The organism is Streptomyces sp. NPDC002889 (genome assembly GCF_042888425.1).
Classification (GTDB): Bacteria; Actinomycetota; Actinomycetes; order Streptomycetales; family Streptomycetaceae; genus Streptomyces.
In genome coordinates this window covers 76502-95733 of the sequence record NZ_JBIAPT010000016.1, presented here as the reverse complement: position 1 = coordinate 95733, position 19232 = coordinate 76502, and the positions used below count along the sequence as shown (strand labels likewise).

The 19232-nt window shown below is 70.9% G+C and carries 17 protein-coding genes and 1 pseudogene; 14 read left to right on the top strand and 4 right to left on the bottom strand.

Annotated features, from left to right (window positions below; translation table 11 throughout):
• The first annotated feature begins 109 nt into the window (after nucleotides 1-109).
• A complete protein-coding gene (locus tag ACFYWI_RS24120; protein ID WP_389236202.1) occupies nucleotides 110-1534 on the top strand; it encodes a hypothetical protein in 1425 nt (474 codons plus the stop codon).
• Nucleotides 1535-1693: 159 nt separating this feature from the next.
• On the opposite strand, the gene aceB is transcribed toward ACFYWI_RS24120, so the two are convergent.
• The gene (gene aceB / locus ACFYWI_RS24115; protein WP_389236200.1) at nucleotides 1694-3325 is read right to left on the bottom strand and encodes a malate synthase A; all 1632 of its coding nucleotides are present in this window, start codon (nucleotides 3323-3325) and stop codon (nucleotides 1694-1696) included.
• A 280-nt stretch (nucleotides 3326-3605) separates the two neighbouring features.
• Nucleotides 3606-4223: an NTP transferase domain-containing protein gene (locus ACFYWI_RS24110; RefSeq protein WP_389236198.1), complete on the bottom strand. Its 618-nt coding sequence runs from the start codon at nucleotides 4221-4223 to the stop codon at nucleotides 3606-3608.
• Nucleotides 4224-4393: 170 nt separating this feature from the next.
• Between ACFYWI_RS24110 and ACFYWI_RS24105 the strand changes: the two genes are divergently transcribed.
• The 6 genes from ACFYWI_RS24105 to ACFYWI_RS24080 all read left to right on the top strand — a co-directional run bounded on the left by ACFYWI_RS24105 (nucleotide 4394) and on the right by ACFYWI_RS24080 (nucleotide 11138).
• On the top strand, nucleotides 4394-6259 hold the full coding sequence (locus ACFYWI_RS24105) for a serine/threonine-protein kinase (protein ID WP_389236196.1): 1866 nt from the start codon (nucleotides 4394-4396) through the stop codon (nucleotides 6257-6259).
• Nucleotides 6260-6380: 121 nt separating this feature from the next.
• Entirely contained in the window at nucleotides 6381-6704 is a 324-nt protein-coding gene (locus ACFYWI_RS24100; protein ID WP_389236194.1) for a DUF5955 family protein, read from the top strand.
• A gap of 299 nt (nucleotides 6705-7003) precedes the next feature.
• The gene (locus tag ACFYWI_RS24095) at nucleotides 7004-7972 is read left to right on the top strand and encodes an alpha/beta hydrolase (protein ID WP_389236192.1); all 969 of its coding nucleotides are present in this window, start codon (nucleotides 7004-7006) and stop codon (nucleotides 7970-7972) included.
• Nucleotides 7965-9134, top strand: coding sequence for an acyltransferase (locus ACFYWI_RS24090; RefSeq protein ID WP_389236190.1), 1170 nt, complete (start codon nucleotides 7965-7967; stop codon nucleotides 9132-9134). The genes ACFYWI_RS24095 and ACFYWI_RS24090 overlap by 8 nt, the downstream gene beginning before the upstream one ends.
• 1 nt (nucleotide 9135) lies before the next feature.
• Nucleotides 9136-10428 (top strand): sensor histidine kinase, encoded by a 1293-nt coding sequence (locus tag ACFYWI_RS24085; protein WP_389236188.1) that lies wholly within the window; start codon nucleotides 9136-9138, stop codon nucleotides 10426-10428.
• Nucleotides 10429-10451: 23 nt separating this feature from the next.
• The gene (locus tag ACFYWI_RS24080; RefSeq protein ID WP_389236186.1) at nucleotides 10452-11138 is read left to right on the top strand and encodes a response regulator; all 687 of its coding nucleotides are present in this window, start codon (nucleotides 10452-10454) and stop codon (nucleotides 11136-11138) included.
• 35 nt (nucleotides 11139-11173) lie between these two features.
• On the opposite strand, the gene ACFYWI_RS24075 is transcribed toward ACFYWI_RS24080, so the two are convergent.
• Nucleotides 11174-11974, bottom strand: coding sequence for an IclR family transcriptional regulator (locus tag ACFYWI_RS24075; protein WP_389236184.1), 801 nt, complete (start codon nucleotides 11972-11974; stop codon nucleotides 11174-11176).
• A 372-nt stretch (nucleotides 11975-12346) separates the two neighbouring features.
• On the opposite strand from ACFYWI_RS24075, the gene allB reads away from it, so the two are divergent.
• The 5 genes from allB to ACFYWI_RS24050 all read left to right on the top strand — a co-directional run bounded on the left by allB (nucleotide 12347) and on the right by ACFYWI_RS24050 (nucleotide 17022).
• Nucleotides 12347-13693 carry an allantoinase AllB gene (gene allB / locus ACFYWI_RS24070; protein ID WP_389236394.1) on the top strand — a complete coding sequence of 449 codons (1347 nt, stop codon included), beginning with the start codon at nucleotides 12347-12349 and terminating at the stop codon, nucleotides 13691-13693.
• Nucleotides 13694-13695: 2 nt separating this feature from the next.
• Nucleotides 13696-14826, top strand: coding sequence for an allantoicase (gene alc, locus ACFYWI_RS24065; protein WP_389236182.1), 1131 nt, complete (start codon nucleotides 13696-13698; stop codon nucleotides 14824-14826).
• A gap of 218 nt (nucleotides 14827-15044) precedes the next feature.
• A complete protein-coding gene (locus tag ACFYWI_RS24060; RefSeq protein WP_389236392.1) occupies nucleotides 15045-15971 on the top strand; it encodes a DMT family transporter in 927 nt (308 codons plus the stop codon).
• Nucleotides 15972-15982: 11 nt separating this feature from the next.
• On the top strand, nucleotides 15983-16369 hold the full coding sequence (locus ACFYWI_RS24055; protein WP_389236180.1) for a hypothetical protein: 387 nt from the start codon (nucleotides 15983-15985) through the stop codon (nucleotides 16367-16369).
• 179 nt (nucleotides 16370-16548) lie between these two features.
• Nucleotides 16549-17022 (top strand): carboxymuconolactone decarboxylase family protein, encoded by a 474-nt coding sequence (locus ACFYWI_RS24050; RefSeq protein WP_389236178.1) that lies wholly within the window; start codon nucleotides 16549-16551, stop codon nucleotides 17020-17022.
• Nucleotides 17023-17139: 117 nt separating this feature from the next.
• Here the strand turns inward: ACFYWI_RS24050 and ACFYWI_RS24045 are convergent, their stop codons facing one another.
• Nucleotides 17140-17262, bottom strand: coding sequence for a hypothetical protein (locus ACFYWI_RS24045; protein ID WP_389236176.1), 123 nt, complete (start codon nucleotides 17260-17262; stop codon nucleotides 17140-17142).
• 235 nt (nucleotides 17263-17497) lie between these two features.
• Here ACFYWI_RS24045 and ACFYWI_RS24040 point away from each other — a divergent pair.
• Nucleotides 17498-18712 (top strand): annotated as a pseudogene (locus tag ACFYWI_RS24040) (sensor histidine kinase); the annotation flags it as partial.
• Complete coding sequence (locus tag ACFYWI_RS24035; protein ID WP_389236390.1) at nucleotides 18713-19231, top strand: LuxR C-terminal-related transcriptional regulator; 519 nt, start codon at nucleotides 18713-18715, stop codon at nucleotides 19229-19231.
• Nucleotide 19232: the final 1 nt, after the last annotated feature.

Genomic DNA, 19232 nt, shown 5'->3' with positions numbered 1-19232 from the left:
CGTTTGGCCACCGTCGACCCCGTGCCTATGCTGCGGTGGATCCCGGAAGATCATCTCGCGGGAAGCATGCGGAACCATACCCGGCCAACCGGGCAGAAACAGCGGGGACATGAACAAGTACACAGCGATGGCGGCCGGTCTCGTCCTGTCACTCGGACTCGTCGCGGGCTGCAGCCCTTCCGACGGTACACAGGCCGACGGCCGGGGCGGGAAGAACAGCTCGGGCGCGTCCGAGGGTGACACGGCGGGCAAGGGACCGGTCTATGCCGGACCGGCGATACCGGGTCTCGCCGAGAAGCAGGCCTGGAGCCTTCCGCCCGCCGGTGCGATCGACCTCGGTGAGACCCTCCTCTTTGTCAAGGGCTCGGGGGGCACGTACGCGACAGGCGGGCCGTACGACGACGACCCGGTCGACGGCAGCACGGGAACGTTGCATTCCAGCGATGCACCGGAGCCCCTCACCCTGGAATTCCGTGATGTGAAGACCGGCGAAGTGCACAAGAGCCTGAAAGTGTCGGCCAGCCGGGTCGCAGCCACCACCTGGCACAACGGTGTGCCGGCCGTCGAGGTCCGTGCCGACAGCACGACGGAGTCCGACAGGCTGAGCGCGGAGAAGACCACCGTGACCGTCACCGTCTACGGCAGCGACGGCGCGGAGCTCGGGAAGGCCGAGCGGGCGGGCGGCCCCTTCCATGTCCACGAAGGCCATCTTGTCGAGGCAGCCGGTGATGCGAGCCTGCGGTTGACTCCCCTCGACGGAGGCGCACCGCGCACGGTCACCTGCACGGGCCCCCAGGCGACCTGCTCCTTCGACCCGCGCAACAAGGACATCGACGGCGGCTCGGCGCACGCCCCGCTGATCACCGGCACGTACACCTTCCACGTGGAGAACGCGTCCACCTATGCGGACGAGCCGACGCAGCTCGTCATGTCCGACCTCGCCACCGGCAAGAAGGTGTGGAGCACTGCGGACGTCACTCCCCCCGCAGGTGTGAAGCTGGATGCCGACAAGGAGCGGACCAGCGGATCCCTGCGCGTGCTCGACGTGCGCGACGGCAGGATCCTCACCGCATGGGGCGCCGGTGCCTTCACCCCGGACACCTGGGTCACCGCGACGTACGACATAAAGAGCGGCGAACAGATCGGCGGCTCCACCACGTACGCCTACGCCGACAGCCCCGCCGACACGATCAACACCGAGGGGTCGTCCGTCTTTTCTCCCGATCACCAACTGGCTGCGGCTGCCACCGAGAAGGGCAGCGCGGTGTGGCAGTTGGCCGACGGCAGGGAACTCTGGGCGCAACAGGACGGTGAGAATCCGATGACACCGCTGCGGTTCTCTCCGAACGGGGTGCTGTACGGCACTACGGACGGGGAGGGGGACGGCCGGACCGTGCTCGCTGTCGACGCCCGCACGAAGAAGGTGCTCGCCAAGAGCCTGCCGGTGGACAACGTCCCGCTGTTCTCCGAGCCCTCCGGCTACGGACACTTCCACACGGAAAAGGGCTTCTTCGTCTTCCCCTCGGCCCAGTGATGCGGGGCCGCTGACGAACAGCGGGAACGGCCGCGGCCGTTCCCGCCGATCAGAGGCTCCCCGCTTGATCGCCCGTCCGGAACCTGGCGGCGAAGACGCACATGCCCCCGGTGCTGTGCTGTGCTGTACCGGGGGTGGTGCGGAGGTATCGCGACAGGATCAGCCGACCAGTTGCTCGTACGCGGGCAGCGTGAGGAAGTCCTCGTAGTTCTCGTCCAGCGCGACCTTCAGCAACAGGTCGTGCGCCTGCTGCCAGTTGCCCGATGCGAACGCCTCCTCGCCCACCTCGGCGCGGATGGCCTCCAGTTCCTCGGCCGCGACCTGGCGCGCAAGCTCAGGAGTGGCCCGCACGGTCTTTCCCTCGTGCTCGAATTCGACACCCGCGTTGATCCACTGCCAGATCTGGGAGCGTGAGATCTCCGCCGTGGCGGCGTCCTCCATCAGGTTGAAGATCGCGACCGCGCCCAGGCCGCGCAGCCAGGCCTCGATGTAGCGGATGCCGACCTGGACGGCGTTGCGCAGACCCTCGTACGTGGGCCTCGCGTCCAGGGAGTCGATGGCGATCAGGTCGCCGGCCGCCACGGACACGTCCTCGCGCAGCCGGTCCTTCTGATTGGGCTTGTCGCCGAGCACCGCGTCGAACGATGCCATCGCGATCGGGACCAGGTCGGGGTGGGCGACCCAGGAGCCGTCGAAGCCGTCGCCCGCCTCGCGGTCCTTGTCCGCCTTGACCTTCTCGAAGGCGACCTTGTTGACCTCGGCGTCGCGGCGGGACGGGATGAACGCGGCCATGCCGCCGATCGCGTGCGCACCGCGCTTGTGGCAGGTGCGGACCAGGAGTTCGGTGTACGCGCGCATGAACGGGGCTGTCATCGTGACCGCGTTGCGGTCAGGGAGAACGAACTTCGCGCCGCCGTCACGGAAGTTCTTGACGATCGAGAAGAGGTAGTCCCAGCGGCCCGCGTTCAGGCCGGAGGCATGGTCGCGGAGTTCGTAGAGGATCTCCTCCATCTCGTACGCCGCCGTGATCGTCTCGATCAGGACGGTCGCACGGACCGTGCCCTGCGGGATGGCGACGTAGTCCTGCGCGAACACGAAGATGTCGTTCCACAGGCGTGCCTCGAGGTGGGACTCCGTCTTCGGGAGGTAGAAGTACGGGCCCTTGCCGAGGTCGAGCAGCCGCTGCGCGTTGTGGAAGAAGTACAGGCCGAAGTCGACCAGGGCGCCCGGCACCGGGGTCCCGTCGAGCTGGAGATGCCGCTCGGCGAGGTGCCAGCCGCGCGGGCGCATCACGACGGTCGCGAGCTCCTCGGCGGGCCGCAGGGCGTACGACTTCCCGGACTTCGGGTCGGTGAAGTCGATGCGGCGCTCGTAGGCGTCGATCAGGTTGAGCTGGCCGAGGACGACGTTCTCCCAGGTGGGGGCGGAGGCGTCCTCGAAGTCGGCGAGCCAGACCCTGGCGCCCGAGTTGAGCGCGTTGATGGTCATCTTGCGGTCGGTGGGCCCGGTGATCTCGACGCGGCGGTTGTCGAGGGCCGCCGGCGCCGGGGCGACCTTCCACGAGTCGTCCGCGCGGATCGTGGCGGTCTCCGGGAGGAAGTCCAGGGTGGAGGTGCGGGCGATCTCGGCGCGGCGCTCACCGCGGCGGGCGAGCAGCTCGTCGCGGCGCGGCGTGAACCGCCGATGGAGCTCGGCCACAAAGGCAAGGGCCGCGTCGGTGAGGACCTCTTCCTGGCGGGGCAGGGGCTCGGCGTCGACGATGGCCAGCGGGGACGGCGCTGGTGCGGACATGATCTGTCACTTCCTTCAGCGAGCTTCACGGGCGGTGCGGTGCGAGGCGGTGCCGGGGCGAGTGTCGGTACAGGGGCTGTGCGGGTGCCCGCCCGGCCGACGTGAGGTGGCACTCGGTGCCAGGGCTCCGGTGCGGACCGGTGGGCGCCGTCCGACGGGTCGGGCGCTTCTGAACAGTGGATAGTAGTTATCGCATGGTGGAAGTTCAATGGTTTGTTGATGTCGAGATTCTCTGGGTCGACATATCGTGGCGCTCAGTGCCACGCCGCTCACTCGGTGCTCATTCAAGGCGTGTCAGATCCTCGGGCGTGTCGATGTCGTACGCCTCGGCCACGTCGCCGCACTCGACCAGCTCCACATCGGCCTCATGTTCCGTGAGATACGCACGCGCTCCGCGGTCCCCGACCGCGCTCGCCGCGATGCCCCCCCAGTGGTCCGCGCCGAAGAGAACCGGATGCCCGCGCTTCCCGTCGTACGCGGCAGCCACCAGCGAACCGCGGGAGCGGTACGCGGCACGGACCCGCGCCACCGCCGCCGTGCCGATGCCCGGCTGGTCCACCAGCAGGACGAGCGCCGCGTCGGCGCCGGACGGCAGAGTGCTCAGTCCCACCCGCAGCGACGACCCCATCCCCTCCTCCCACTCCGGGTTGTCCGCGACCACGCAGCCGGACAGATCGGCTTCCTCGCGCACCCGCGAGGCGGACGCGCCCAGCACCACATGCACCGGGTCGCACCCGGCTTCGCGCAGTACGCGCACCGCGTGCTCGACGAGCGGCCGGCCGCGGTAGGCCAGCGTCGCCTTCGGCCGGCCGCCGAGCCGCCGTCCCCCGCCTGCCGCGAGCAACAGCCCCGCGACAACGGGTTTCTGAGCGGGTGAGGGAAATTCTGGTCGTGGCATAAGGACTCCCTACCTCATATCCGGGCGAAGCGCTGCGCCGAACGCGCACTCTCCGTCCCAGGGCTGCAACCGCCCGCGCACCGCGGGTCGTCCGACGTGGAGAGCAGGAGGGGACCTTGGATAAGGTTCAACTCCAAATAGTGAGGTTCGCCATGGGGGATCGAGAATCGATGAGTGGGCGCGCGCACCAGGGAGTATTCAAGCCACTGGGGGACGAGGATCCGCAGAACGTCGCCGGCTATCGCCTGGCGGCCCGCCTCGGGGCCGGCGGTATGGGCAAGGTGTACCTGTCGTACACCCCGGGCGGCCGGCCCGTCGCCATCAAGGTGATCCGGCCCGACTTCGGCCAGGACCCCGAGTTCCGGCGGCGGTTCGCACAGGAGGTGCAGGCCGCGCAGCGCGTGCAGGGCCTGTTCACGGCTCCTGTCATCGATGCCGACCCGGAGGCCGAACAGCCCTGGCTCGCCACCGCGTACGTCCCGGGGCCCTCCCTCGCCGACGCGGTTGCCCAGCACGGCAAGCTCCCGGTCGAGACCGTCCTGCTGCTCGTCGCCGGGATCGCCGAGGCGCTGCAGGTCATCCACGGCGCCGGCATAGTCCACCGCGACCTCAAGCCCGCCAACGTCCTGCTCGCCGCGGACGGACCGCGCGTCATCGACTTCGGTATCGCCCGCGCCGCCGACGCCACGTCGCTGACCAGCAGCGGCGTCACCATCGGAACGCCGTCCTTCATGGCCCCGGAGCAGGCGGCCGGCAGCCATGTCACGCCGGCCACCGACATCTTCGCGCTCGGCCAGATCGCGGCGTACGCGGCGACCGGCAGGGCGGCGTTCGGCGAGGGCACCTCGCACGGGGTGCTCTACCGGATCGTGCACGAGGAGCCCGACCTCAGCGAACTCCCTGAGCAGCTCCATGAGTTGGTGACGCGCTGCATGGCCAAGGATCCGGAGGGCCGGCCCTCGGTCGCCGACATCCTGAGCATCTGCCAGGTGGCCAACGGTGAAACCGTGCTGCGCCGGCCCGAGGAGTGGCTGCCGAGCGTCGTCGCCGCCGAGATCACCACCCGCAAGGCCGCGCCGGCGCCGCCGGTCACCCCGGCCGGCGGGCAGCAGGCCGTCGCGGCCCAGCCTCCGGCGGCCCAGCCGCCCACCGCGCCGACCCCCACGCCCACCGCGCACGCCGCGCCGACGACTCCGCCGCCCGGGTTCGGCCCGGCGCCGCAGCAGCCCGCCCAGCCGCACCCCCAGCCCCAGTCGTACGGCTATCCGCAGGCGACGGCCCCGCAAGCCCCGGCGTACGGATACCCCCAGGCGGCGCACCCCGGCCAGCCCGGTCACCCGTACGGCACGGTCCCCACGCCCCTGGCGGCCACCGGAACCGCCGCGCCCAAGAAGAAGAACAAGGCGCGCAATCTCGTCATCGCCGTTCTCGTCATGCTGGCCCTCGGCGGTGCCGCGGGCGGTGGGGCGTACCTGGCCCTGTCCGGCAAGGACGAGAGCAAGGGCAATGAGAGCCGGGACCAGGACAAGGGCGGTTCCACTCCGGAGACCAAGCCCGAGGACGACACCCCGGCGGATGACGCATCGACGCCGAGCAGCGAGGACAACGGTCCGGACACGCCGCCCGACGAGCCGGTGGCGGACCCGACGCCCAAGACGTACACCGGGATCGACATCGTGGACGACTACCACATCAGGCTCGACGACGACCCCGTCAAGCCCCTCAACGACGACTCCAACCCGGACTTCGAGTTCGAGTGGGATCTGAGGCGGGTGGAGGCGACGAACGGCCGGCTGATCCTGCTGCGCAACGGTCAGGCCGGAGATCTGGACACCTGTCGGAGCGACACCCGGTACGCCGACACCATCGAGCTGAACCTCCTGTCGAAGGGCTCGAAGATCTGTGTACTGACGGATTCCGGTCATGTCGGGGTGGTCACCTACCAGGGGAAGTCGTCCGACACCGACCCCAGCCAGTTCATCACCGTGGATGTGACGGTGTGGCGTAATGCCATGGACGCCTCGCCCTCGTACTGAATTCTGTCCGTGCGGTGGCGCGTTGCGGGCCGGATGGCGTTAACTGGCCCGCAACCCAGGGCGCTCGACCAATGACCCTGGGTCGTCAAACCGGGCACAGGGACGTGCGAGGGGCGGGGCTTTGTTGCGGAGCGTGGGGCAGACGCGGGTGACAGGCAGCGGCGAGGATCTGCGAGCGACGGAGCTGCGCGCTGCCGTCTCCCGGCTCCGCCGTGAACTGGCCGGACATCCGGCCGAGTTCTCGGACCGGGCCATCGCCGAGGACGAACTGGCCGTGCTGGCCGCCATGGTGGCTGCCGGGAATCCCGAGATCCCGCGGATGCGAAGGTCGTTACTCCTGATCGCGGGCGCGATCGGCTCGGTGAGCGCCCTCGCGCCCGCGCTGATGCAGGTGCGCAACGCGGTCGACCTGTTCGGCGAGGTTCCGCCGCAGCGCGCGCTGTGACGGCCACCTGGCGCGGGGCCGGCCGCCACAGCCTGCGCGACCAGGACTGCGGGGGCGTGCCCGGCAGGGCGGGCAGCGCCTGCCGGGCACGCCCCAGCTACGTCGCCGCCCGCGCCGGGACGTACGGAACCTGGGTCTCGTTCCGCACAGCTGCTGTCCACCGGGCCTGAGTTCCACCCGTAGTACTTCTGAGCTACGCGCAAGGTGCACTCCCTGGCGGGACGCCGGCCACACGGTGTGATCCATAGCTTCGGTACCGGAAAGCTCGACTGTCATCCGGTACGGAAGGACCATCCACCATGGCGTCCCGCCCGCGCACCAGCCGTCTGCGCCGCACCCTGCTCGCCGCGTTCGTCGCCGCCTCGGTGGCCGGGGCGGTGTCGGCGGCGGCCCGCCCCTCGGCTGTACCGGCGCCCGTGCCGGCTGCCCTCACCCCTCTCGGGTCCGCGACTCCCGCCGCCCTCGCCGAGCGATACGGCGCCCAGCGCGACGGAATCCGAGCGGCCGAGCGGATGGCCGCCGGGCACGGCGACCGGCGCCGGGCCGCCGTTCTGCGGGGCATGGCGGACCCGGCGCGCAGCTTCCTGTTCTTCGACGGCCGGGACGACGGCCGCATCGCCGAGGTCTTCGGTGATCTGTCCCGGGCGGAGCGGATCGCGGTGCTGGTGCCGGGCTCGGACACGGGTCTTGGCACGTACGAGCGCTTCCGGACCGGTGCGACTGCGCTGCAGCGGGAGATGGGTGGCCGGTCCGCCGTGGTCGCCTGGCTGGGGTACAGGACGCCGGGCACGCTCAGCCCCGAGGTGGTGACACCTGACCGTGCGGAGGACGCTGCACCCGAACTTCAGGAATTCGTGAGGGAGTTGGGTGGCGCAAGGCAGACCGCCCGGATCTCGCTCGTATGCCACTCCTACGGTTCCGCGGTCTGCGCCCGCGCCGCACGGGCCCCGGAGGTCGCCGACATCGTTCTGTACGGCAGCCCGGGCGTCGGCTACGACAACGCCGCCGCGCTGCGCACCCGGGCCACCGTCTGGGCCGGCAGGGGCGCCGACGACTGGATCGCGGACGTGCCGCACACGCAGCTCCAGCTGCCTTTTGGCACAGTCGGGTTAGGGCGTGATCCGGTCTCCGCACCGTTCGGTGCCCGTGTCTTCGCGGCCGGCGACGGCGGTCACAGCGACTATCTGAAGCCCGGTTCCCTCTCCCTGAGCAACATCGCCCGGATCGCCGGCGGACAGACCCCCGCCGAGGACGGCCGTCATGCGTGACCTCATCAGGCGTATCGACGCCGCGACGCCTCCCGGCCGCGACCGTGCCGTCGACGCGCTGCGTGCCCTCGCCATCCTGGGTGTGGTGCTCGGCCACTGGCTGGTCACCGCCCTGGTCGCCGACAGCGGCACGCTGCGTGGTGCGAGTCCGCTCCAGCACATGCCCCGACTCGCCCCCGTCTCCTGGGTGTTCCAGACCCTGGCGGTCTTCTTCCTGGTGGGTGGGCATGTGGCGGTGAAGAGTCGATCCTCGGCCCGCGCCGCGGGTGCGACGTACGGGCAGTGGCTCGGCGCCCGGATGGCGCGGCTGTGCAGGCCGGTCGCCGCGGTACTGGTGGTGTGGACCGTGGTGGCGGTGACGATGCTCGGATCCGGGGCCGAACAGGAGAGCCTTCGTACGCTGCTCAAGCTGGTGCTGTCGCCGCTCTGGTTCCTGCTGGTCTTCGCGGCACTGACGGCGGCGACCCCGCTCGTGGCGAAGCTGCACCCGCTGTGGCCGCTCGCCGTCGTCCTGCACGTCGACCTGATCCGGTTCGGCCTGGCGGGGCCGGCCTGGCTGGGCTGGATCAATGTGGCGGCGGGCTGGCTGGTCCCGTACTGCCTCGGCGCGGCCTGGGCCCGGGGCAGCCTGCAACGCCGCCCGACAGCATGGGGGCTGCTGCTCGGCGGAGCCGCCGCCACCGCCGGCCTCGTCCTGTGGGCCGGGTACCCGGCCTCCATGGTGGGGGTGCCGGGAGCCGGGATCTCCAACCTCAACCCGCCCACCCTCGCCGCCGTCGCCTTCGGACTCGCCCAGTGCGGAGCGGCCCTGCTGCTGCTCGGCCCGCTGCGGCGCATCCTTCGGCGGCCCGCGGCCTGGGCGGCCGTGGCGCTGGTGAACCTCTCGGCCATGACGGTCTTCCTCTGGCATCAGACCGCCATGATCGCGGTCACCGCGACCGGCCTGGTCGCGGGCGGGCCGCCGGCAGGCCTGCACACCGTTCCCGACGGCGCCGGATGGGTGCTCGCCCGCCTGGCCTGGCTGCCGGTGTTCGCGGTGGCGCTGCTGGTGTGCTGGGCGGCGTTCGGCCCGTACGAGCAGAAGCGGCGGGGGAGCCGCGGCGGCACCCGGGTCGTACGCGAACAGCGGCCTGCCCGCCCGGCGGCGAAGGAGCGTACCTAGGATGGATCTTGTGAACGAGCGGGGCGGGAAGAGCGGGTGGCAGCGGCTGGTGGCAGCACTGCTGAGCGCGCCCCGCGCCCTGCGCGACGATCTGTGGACGGTGGCCCGCGACCCGCTGCCGCGCCGGGGATGGCTGGGCTGGCTGCCGCATGCCCATGCGGTGCTGTTCGCGGTGCTCCTGCTCTGGCTCAACCTGGAGGACTACGGCCCGGGGAGGGAAGCCTGGGAACTCGTGCCGCTGCTCACTGTGCTCCAGTCGGCGGCCGTCGTCCTCGCGTTGTCCCGCCCGGTGCCCGCCTGGTGGCTGTCGACGCTCACGCTCTTCCTGATCGCGGAGCTCGTGGAGGCCGACAGGGCTTTCGAGCACTGGCCCTGGAACACCGCCGGGATCGCGCTGCACACCCTCGTCCTGTTCCTCCTGGCGCTGCGGGTCCCGCCGCGGATCGCGGCCGAGGCGCTGGGGATCACCCTCCTGACGGGGGTGGTCAACCTGGCCCTCGCCACGGATGTCCACAACGGTGTCCTCACGCAGTGGGGCGTCTTCTCCTTCGCGACCGCCGTGGTGGTCGGTGTCTCGCTGCGCATGAGCCGGGTGGCCCGGACACGGCTGGTCGAGCAGCAGGTGCTCACCGCCGAGGAGCGCGCCCGACGCACCCTGCTGGAAGAGCGCAACCGTATTGCCCGGGAGCTGCACGACGTGGTTGCCCACCACATGTCGGTGATATCCATCCAGGCGCAGGTCGCCCCGCATCTGGTCCAGGACCCGTCGGACGAGCTGAAGGAGAACCTCGCGGGCATCCGCGAGAACGCGGTCGAGGCCCTGACCGAACTGCGCCGGGTTCTCGGCGTGCTGCGCTCCGAGGACGCGCGGGCGGACGGGGTACGGCACGCCCCCCAGCCCACCCTCGACCGGCTGGACGAGCTCGTCGGCAATGTGCGCGGGGCCGGGCTCACGGTCACCACCGAGACCACCGGCAGGCCGCGACCGCTGTCGCCGGGCGTCGAACTGTCGGCCTTCCGCATCGTGCAGGAGGCGCTGAGCAATGCGATGCGGCACGCGCCCGGCGCGAGGGTGCAGGTGGAGATCGGCTACGGCTCGCAAGAGCTCAGCATCCGGGTCGCCAACACCGCGCCGGACGCCCCCGTCCCGCCCTCGCCGGGCGCCGGGCACGGGCTGCTCGGCATGCGCGAACGCGCTGCCATGCTCGGCGGCCACCTCGCCACCGGCCGTACCCCGCAAGGCGGTTACGAAGTGACCGCGATCCTGCCCGCCCCGCGCCCCGCGGCCGACTGACCCCGACTCCGTTGAGGACGCCCATGACTACACCTGTGACGACCCCCATCCGTGTATTGATCGCCGACGACCAGATGATGGTCCGTCAGGGCTTCACGGTCCTGCTCGGCGCCGAGCCCGACATCGAGGTCGTCGGACAGGCGGTGAACGGGATCGACGCCGTCGCCAAGGTCGCCGAACTTGCCCCTGACGTGGTTCTGATGGACATCCGGATGCCCGAACTCGGCGGCATAGAGGCGACCCGCCGCATCGCGGAAGCGGACGGCGCCACCGTCAAGGTCCTCGTACTGACCACTTTCGACCTCGACGAGTACGTGTACGAGGCGCTGCGCGCGGGCGCGTCCGGGTTTCTGCTGAAGGATGCCTCCGCCGACGAACTCGCCCAGGCGGTACGGGTGGTGGCGGCCGGCGACGCACTGCTCGCCCCGAACATCACCAAACGGCTCATCGCCGAGTTCTCCCGCATGACGGGCACCCCCCGCGGCCCGCTCAAGGACCGCGTCGGCAGCCTGACGGAACGTGAGACCGAAGTCCTGTCCCTGATCGCGCAGGGACTGTCGAACGGGGAAATCGCCCAGCGGCTGGTGGTCGCCGAACAGACAGTGAAGACCCATGTGAGCCGGATCCTGGTCAAGCTGGGTCTCCGCGACCGGACCCAGGCCGCGGTCTTCGCGTACGAGACGGGCCTGGTGCGACCGGCCGGATACTGAATACCCGCGCGCCCGGTCCGCGTCCGGCCCCGGGCTCAGCCCTGCCCGGACGTGTTCGCCAGCGCCTCGGAGAGATCCTTGGCCACCTGCTGCAGCACGGGGACGATCTTCTCCATGGCGGCCTCGGTGACCCGGCCCGCCGGTCCGGAGATCGAGATCGCGGCCGCGGTGGGGGAGTCGGGGACGGGGACGGCGAGGCAGCGGACGCCGATCTCCTGCTCGTTGTCGTCCACCGCGTACCCGGTGCGGCGGACCAGCTCGAGCGCGTCCAGGAAGGCGTCGGGTGTCGTGATCGTCTTCTCGGTGGCTGCCGGCATGCCGGTGCGGGCCAGCAGCGCCCGTACCTCGTCCGCGGGTGTGTGCGCGAGCAGCGCCTTGCCCACACCGGTGGAGTGCGGCAGCACGCGGCGCCCGACCTCGGTGAACATCCGCATGGAGTGCTTGGACGGCACCTGCGCCACGTACACGATCTCGTCGCCGTCCAGCAGGGCCATGTTCGCCGTCTCGCCGGTCTCCTCGACCAGGCGAGCGAGGTAGGGGCGGGCCCAGGTGCCGAGCAGCCGGGAAGCGGACTCGCCGAGCCGGATCAGCCGGGGGCCGAGCGCATAGCGGCGGTTGGACTGCTGCCGGACATAGCCGCAGACCACCAGGGTGCGCATCAGACGGTGGATGGTGGGCAGCGGCAGTCCGCTGCTGGCGGAGAGCTCGCTCAGCCCGACCTCGCCACCCGCGTCGGCCATGCGTTCGAGCAGGTCGAAGGCGCGCTCCAGGGACTGCACGCCGCCGCTGGAGGCGGACTTGGCTGCGTCGGTGGTGCTGGCGCTGGACGTCGGCACGTCGGCGGTCCTTTCGGGCAGGCAGGGCAAGCCAGCAGCCTACCGGGCGCTCGCGCCGGGCACACCGCTCCCGGCAGGGCGTCCCTGCCGGTCAGGGGCCGTTCGTCCCTGTGTCTGCGGTCGCCCGGGGGATCGGGCGACCCTCTCCCTCGGGGGAAGCGAGCTTTTGCTGTGCGAAATTCTACTTCCATCTTATGGAAACCGCTAGGCGGGCGGGGAGGCGGCATGCTGGGGGAAGAGGGTCTTGACGGGCAGGGGCGGGGGGTGAAGACTCCTTCAACAGTTCGTTGAATTTTGGCCGTGGTCCGGAACAGCGGGATCCGGAACACAGGATCCGGAGCAGCGGGAAGAGAGGGGCAGCGGGTGTCCGACGTGGACGGGAACGGCGACGTGGACCTGGTACTGCGCTCGACGCGCGTGGTCACCCCGCAGGGGGCGCGCGCCGCGACGGTCGCCGTCGCCGACGGGACGATCGCGGCGGTGGGGGCGTACGACGCCGAGGTGCCGAGCGGGGCGCGGTTCGAGGACTTCGGGGACGACGTTTTGCTCCCCGGCCTCGTCGACACCCACGTCCATGTGAACGACCCCGGCCGCACCGATTGGGAAGGCTTCTGGACCGCGACCCGCGCCGCCGCCGCCGGAGGCATCACCACGCTGCTGGACATGCCGCTCAACTCCCTGCCGCCGACCACCACCGCCGGTCATCTGGAGACCAAGCGGGACGTCGCCCGCGGCAAGGCGCACATCGACGTCGGCTTCTGGGGCGGCGCGATCCCCTCCAACGTCAAGGAACTGCGGCCGCTGCACGACGCCGGGGTCTTCGGCTTCAAATGTTTCCTCTCGCCGTCCGGCGTCGAGGAGTTCCCGGAGCTCGACCAGGAGCAGCTCGCCCGCTCCCTGGCCGAGATCGCCGGCTTCGGCGGCCTGCTGATCGTGCACGCCGAGGACCCTCACCATCTCGCGTCCGCACCCCAGCGGTCCGGGCCCAAGTACGCCGACTTCCTTGCCTCCAGGCCGCGCGACGCCGAGAACACCGCGATAGAGAGCCTGATCGCCCACGCCCGCCGGCTGAACGCCCGCGTACACGTGCTGCATCTGTCCTCCTCCGACGCGCTGCCGCTGATCGCGGCCGCCAGGGGCGAGGGCGTACGGATCTCCGTCGAGTCCTGCCCCCACTTCCTCACCCTCACCGCCGAGGAAGTCCCGGACGGCGCAACCGAGTTCAAGTGCTGCCCGCCGATCCGTGAGGCCGCCAACCAGGATCTGCTGTGGCAGGGACTGGCCGACGGCACCATCGACTGCATCGTCTCCGACCATTCCCCGTGCACCACCGACCTCAAGTCCCCTGATTTCGCCTCCGCCTGGGGCGGTATCTCCTCACTCCAGCTGGGTCTCCCGGCGATCTGGACCGAGGCCCGCAGACGCGGCCACACCCTCGACGACGTCGTCCGCTGGATGTCGGCGGCCCCCGCCGCACTCGTCGGACTGCACGGCAAGGGCGCCATCGAGGCGGGCCGTGACGCCGACTTCGCCGTGCTCGCGCCCGACGAGACCTTCACCGTCGACCCGGCGGCACTGCACCACCGCAACCAGGTGACCGCGTACGCCGGCAGAACGCTGCACGGGGTCGTCAGATCGACGTGGCTGCGCGGTGAGCGGATCGTGGAGAACGGCACCCTGGCCGCGCCGTCCGGCAGGCTGCTCGAAAGGAACAACTGATCGTGTCCTTCCCTTCCTTCCCCTCCTTCACCGGTGACGCCAGTCCGTACGGCGGTGGCGACCCGTACGCCGACTACCGCACCGCCGACTTCCCGTTCACGCACCACGTGGACCTCGCCGACCGGCAGCTCGGCGCGGGTGTCATCGCCGCCAACGACGAGTTCTTCGCCGAGCGCGAGAATCTGCTGAAGCCCGGGGCCGCCGAGTTCGACCCGGAGCACTTCGGTCACAAGGGCAAGATCATGGACGGCTGGGAGACCCGCCGGCGCCGCGGAGTGTCGGCCGAGCAGCCGCACCCCACCGACGCGGACCACGACTGGGCGCTGGTACGCCTCGGTGCCCCCGGCGTCGTACGAGGCATCGTCGTGGACACCGCCCACTTCCGCGGCAACTACCCGCAGGCCGTGTCCATCGAGGGCGCCTCGGTGGCCGGCTCCCCCTCGCCCGACGACCTGCTCACCGACGATGTGCAGTGGACGACCCTCGTGCCCCGCACCCCTGTCGGCGGCCACGCGGCCAACGGCTTCCCCGTCGACATCGAGCAGCGCTTCACGCATCTGCGGGTCAACCAGCACCCCGACGGCGGCATCGCCCGGCTGCGGGTCCACGGAGAGGTCGCACCGGACCCGCGGTGGCTCGGCGTGCTCGGCACGTTCGACCTCGTCGCTCTGGAGAACGGGGGACAGGTCGAGGACGCCTCCGACCGCTTCTACTCCCCGGCCACCAACACCGTCCAGCCCGGCCGCTCCCGCAAGATGGACGACGGCTGGGAGACCCGCCGCCGCCGCGACAAGGGCAACGACTGGATCCGCTACCAACTGGTGGCGCAGGCCGAGATCCGGGCCGTCGAAATCGACACCGCGTATCTGAAGGGGAACAGCGCGGGCTGGGCGGCCCTGTCCGTACGGGACGCAGAGGACGGACCCGAGGGCAAGTGGACCGAGGTGCTGGCGCGCACCCGGCTGCAGCCCGACACCAACCACCGGTTCGTGCTGCCCGCCCCGGCGGTTGGTACGCACGTGCGGATCGACATCTATCCCGACGGCGGCATCTCGCGGCTGCGGCTGCTCGGCTCGCTGACCGAGCGGGGGGCGGCGCGACTGAGCGCCCGTCACCAGGAGTTGGGCGGCTGATCTCTGACCGGACGGGCTGGGGAACCAAGCCCGTCCGGCGCGGGAGTTCCGCGCCCCTGCCCAGCCGCGGGCTTCCGTCAGGCAGCGTGCCCGCCCGGGTACCGCACCTACGAGGCCGACTGAAACATGTAGCACCCACGGGGTTCGTCCCGGTACGGTGATCGCTCCATGTGCGAGCCGCCGGGGTCTCCACCAGGCCGTATCCGTTGGAGAACCAGGTGTCGTCGATCGCCGTACCCGCCCCCGCCCTTGCGCCGCGCCGGGCCTGGCTCACCGACCTGCCCGTGCTGCTGGTGGCCGCCGTCTGGGGTGCGAGCTATCTCGCCGCGAAGGGCATCACCACCACCCACACCGTCGTGGCCGTGCTCGTCCTGCGCTTCGCGCTCGTCCTGCCCGTGCTCGCCCTCGTGGGACAGCGCACGCTGCGGACACTCACCGCGGCGCAGTGGCGCGGTGCGGGACTGCTCGGACTCGTACTCGGCGGGATCTTCCTGCTGGAGACGTACGGGGTGGTGCACACCTCCGCCACCAACGCCGGGCTCATCATCAGCCTCACCATGATCTTCACGCCGCTCGCCGAGGCGGCACTGACCCGGCAGCGCCCCTCCGGAGCCTTCGTGGCCGCCGCCGGCCTCTCCCTCGCCGGAGTCGTACTGCTGACCCAAGGCGGCGGACTCACCACCCCCTCGCTCGGTGACCTTCTGATGCTGCTCGCCGCCCTCGCCCGGACCGTCCACGTGCTGGCCATGGCCCGGCTCGAGGCGGTGCGCGGCGCGGACTCGCTCTCGCTGACCACGGTCCAACTGGGCGGCGCGGTCGCGGTGTTCGCCGCACTGGCCGCCGTTCCCGGCACCGGCGCGTCGCCGTGGGCCGTGGCCGTCGGCTTCGGCCCGCGCGAATGGGCCGGGCTGCTGTTCCTGTCCGTGTTCTGCACCGTGTTCGCGTTCTTCGTGCAGATGTGGGCCGTACGGCGCACATCGCCGTCCCGCGTCAGTCTGCTGCTCGGCACCGAGCCCCTCTGGGCGGCCACGGCCGGTATCGCCGTCGGAGGTGAACACCCCGGCGCCGCGGGCCTGGTGGGCGCGGCACTCGTCCTCGCCGGCACCACATGGGGGCGGCGGGCCGCCGACAAGCCTGCCTGCTAGGTTCGACCGCCATGCGATCGCTTGTGTACGACATAAACTTCCGCGCCCGCGCCAAGAAGACCCAGGCATGGGGCCTCGCCCTGCTGTCCGTGGCGGCGCTGCTGTGGGTGTGGTGCGCCGTGCTGATCGCCCTGCCGTACGAGGAGGACGAGGGCAGGGAGTGCAGGGCACGCCTGTTCACCGAGTGGGGCACGGCGAACGAGGGCGCGGACGAGTCGCCGTGTGCGGACGAGCGTGACTGGCCCGAGGCCCTCGCCGTCCTCGGTCTCTCCGTGCCGCTCTCGGTCGTCGGCGCGGTCCTCTACACGAGTGGCAGTGTCAGCAACCGGATGAGCGAGCACGCTGCCGAGATCACCCGCCTCAACGAGGCCGCCGACCGGGCCGACGGCCGGCATTGAGCGACGCGGGCGGTGACTCCTCGGGGGAGGCGTCTCGGCAGCGCTCCCAGAACTTCGTCGTTGGTGCTCGCTCCCACAGCGCGGGAAGGGGAGACGCACGTCACATTCGCTCATGTCACATCGTGCCGAGCCGTTCCGTCAGAGGTGTGTAGCCACCGACAACGGCAGAGGAGCACACCATGGATGCCCGTTTGAACGTCTTCGGCAGCCCGACCGCAGGCAAGGTCCTGAAGTACTTCACCTCGGCAGGCAAGGTGGTCTCGGACTCGGCACTGCCGGCCGCGACGCAGGAACTGGTGAAGATCCGCTCGAGTCAGATCAACGGCTGCGGTTACTGCCTCGACATGCACACCAAGGACGCCGCCGCCGCCGGTGAGACCTCGGCGCGCCTCAACCTGGTCGCGGCGTGGCGGGAGGCCACGGTCTTCAGCGAGGCCGAGCGCGCTGCGCTGGAGCTGACGGAGCAGGGCACCCGCATCGCGGATGCGACCGGTGGTGTCACGGACGAGGCCTGGGCGAACGCGGCCAAGCACTACGACGAGGAGCAGCTCACCGCCCTGGTGTCCCTGATCGCCCTCATCAACGCCTTCAACCGGCTGAACGTGATCATCCAGCAGCCCGCCGGCGACTACCAGCCCGGCCAGTTCGGATAGCCGGGAGTGCCCGGCCCGGAGAGCTGGTGCCGTTCCGCGCCGGCAGCAGCCCCGGGCTCCGGGCACCGCCGGCCGGATCCGGGGGGCGTTTCCCCAGCCTGATCTGAACGAAACTCCCTACGCGCGACGCCCATGGCGGCCCGTCGCCGTCATGAGGGCGAGGCCCACCACCGTCAGCACCACGCTCGCGTAGAGCTCGTAGCCGTCGAGCAAGTCCAGGCGCCGCACCACCCCCCCCACAGGCGGAACCAGCCGGTCAACTCGTGCAGTACTCCGGCCGCGCCCCACAGGAACAGGATGAAGCCGGCGACCTCGCAGATTTTCCTCATGGCCAAAGGCTCCCGGGCACCTGCCCGGTGGCGCGTCGGCCGTCGGGATGCGGGGTGGCCGTCGAAAGTCTGAGCCTGTGCGACTTTGGTGGCTTCCCGGGTCCGTACGGTCCCGACCAGGCTCTCCCCTCCGTAGATTCGTCGCCATGACGCGTACGGAGTACCCGTGGCTGCTGCCCTCGGCCATGTCCGACCCCCTGGAGGCGGACCTCCCCGAACACCGGGCGCGGGTCAGGCCGCGCCGAACCGTACGCGACTGGGTCGTCGACATCCTCGTCTTCGCGATCGCCGCGGGCATCGGACTGCTCACCGCCGGGACCGCCGTGAAGGCAGGCAATCCCGATCTCGTCGTCTTCGCCGACCAGATCGTCGGTGCCGCGGCCTGCTGCGCCCTGTGGGTGCGCCGGCGCGCTCCGGTCACGCTTGCCGTCGTCCTCGTCGTGGCCGGCGCGGTCGCCCCGGTGGCCGGAGGCGCGCTGCTGCTGAGCCTGTTCAGCCTTGCCGTGCACCGGCCTTTCAAGCCTGTCGTCATCGTCGGCGCCCTCGCCGTCGTCTCCGGCACCGTTCAGTCACTGGTGCGTCCCGATCCGACCATGTCGCTGCTCGTATCGGTGATCACCGGGGTGATCCTCGTCCTGCTGATGATCGGCTGGGGCATGCTCGTCCGCGCTCGCCGGCAGCTCGTCCTCGCTCTGCGCGAGCGCGCCCGCCGGGCCGAGACGGAGGCGCGGCTGCGTGCCGAGCAGGCGCAGCGGCTTGCTCGCGAGGCCATCGCCCGCGAGATGCACGATGTTCTCGCTCACCGGCTGACCCTGCTCAGCGTGCACGCGGGCGCCCTGGAATTCCGGCCGGACGCGCCCCCGGCCGAGGTCGCCAGGGCTGCCGGCGTGATCCGCGAAAGTGCCCATGAGGCGCTCCAGGACCTGCGCGAGATCATCGGCGTGCTGCGCGAGCCCGGCGATGCGGACGGACCCGACCGGCCGCAGCCGACTCTCGCCACGCTCGGCGCACTGGTCGAGGAGTCCCGGGTGGCCGGGATGAGGGTCGTCCTCAACAACCGCGTCGACGACGCGGACGCGGTACCTGCCGCCACCGGCCGCACCGTCTACCGCATAGCCCAGGAAGCCCTGACCAACGCCCGTAAACACGCACCGGGTGCGCAGGTCACCGTGGCCGTGCGCGGCGGGCCGGGCGACGGGCTGACCGTCGAGGTCGACAACCCCGCCCCCATGGGGGACATCGAGACGGTCCCCGGCTCCGGGCAGGGACTGATCGGGCTGACGGAACGGGCCACGCTGGCCGGCGGACGGCTGGAGCACGGTCCACGGGGGGACGGCGGATTCGGCGTCCGGGCCTTGCTGATGGACATCAGGATGCCGGTCATGGACGGGCTCACCGCGACCGAGGAGCTGCGCCGCAGGCCCGGCGCACCCGAGGTCGTCGTGCTCACCACCTTCCACGCCGACGAGCAGGTGCTGAGGGCCATGCGCGCGGGGGCGGCCGGGTTCGTGCTGAAGGACACGCCGCCCGCCGAGATCGTCGCGGCGGTACGGAGGGTGGCGGCGGGCGACCCGGTGCTGTCCCCGGCCGTCACCCGGCAGCTGATGACCCATGTCGCGGCAAGCGACCCGGGCACCCGCAAGGCTGCCGCCGCCGGAAGGCTGGAGTCGCTCGCGGAACGCGAGCGGGAGGTCGCGGTCGCCGTCGGCCACGGCCGGTCCAACGCACAGATCGCGGCCACCCTGTACATGAGCGTGCCGACCGTCAAGACGCACGTCTCCCGGATCCTGGCCAAGCTGGGCCTCAACAACCGTGTCCAGATCGCGCTGTTGGCCCATGACGCCGGTCTGCTCGACGACCGGGAGGACGACGTAGTCTGAG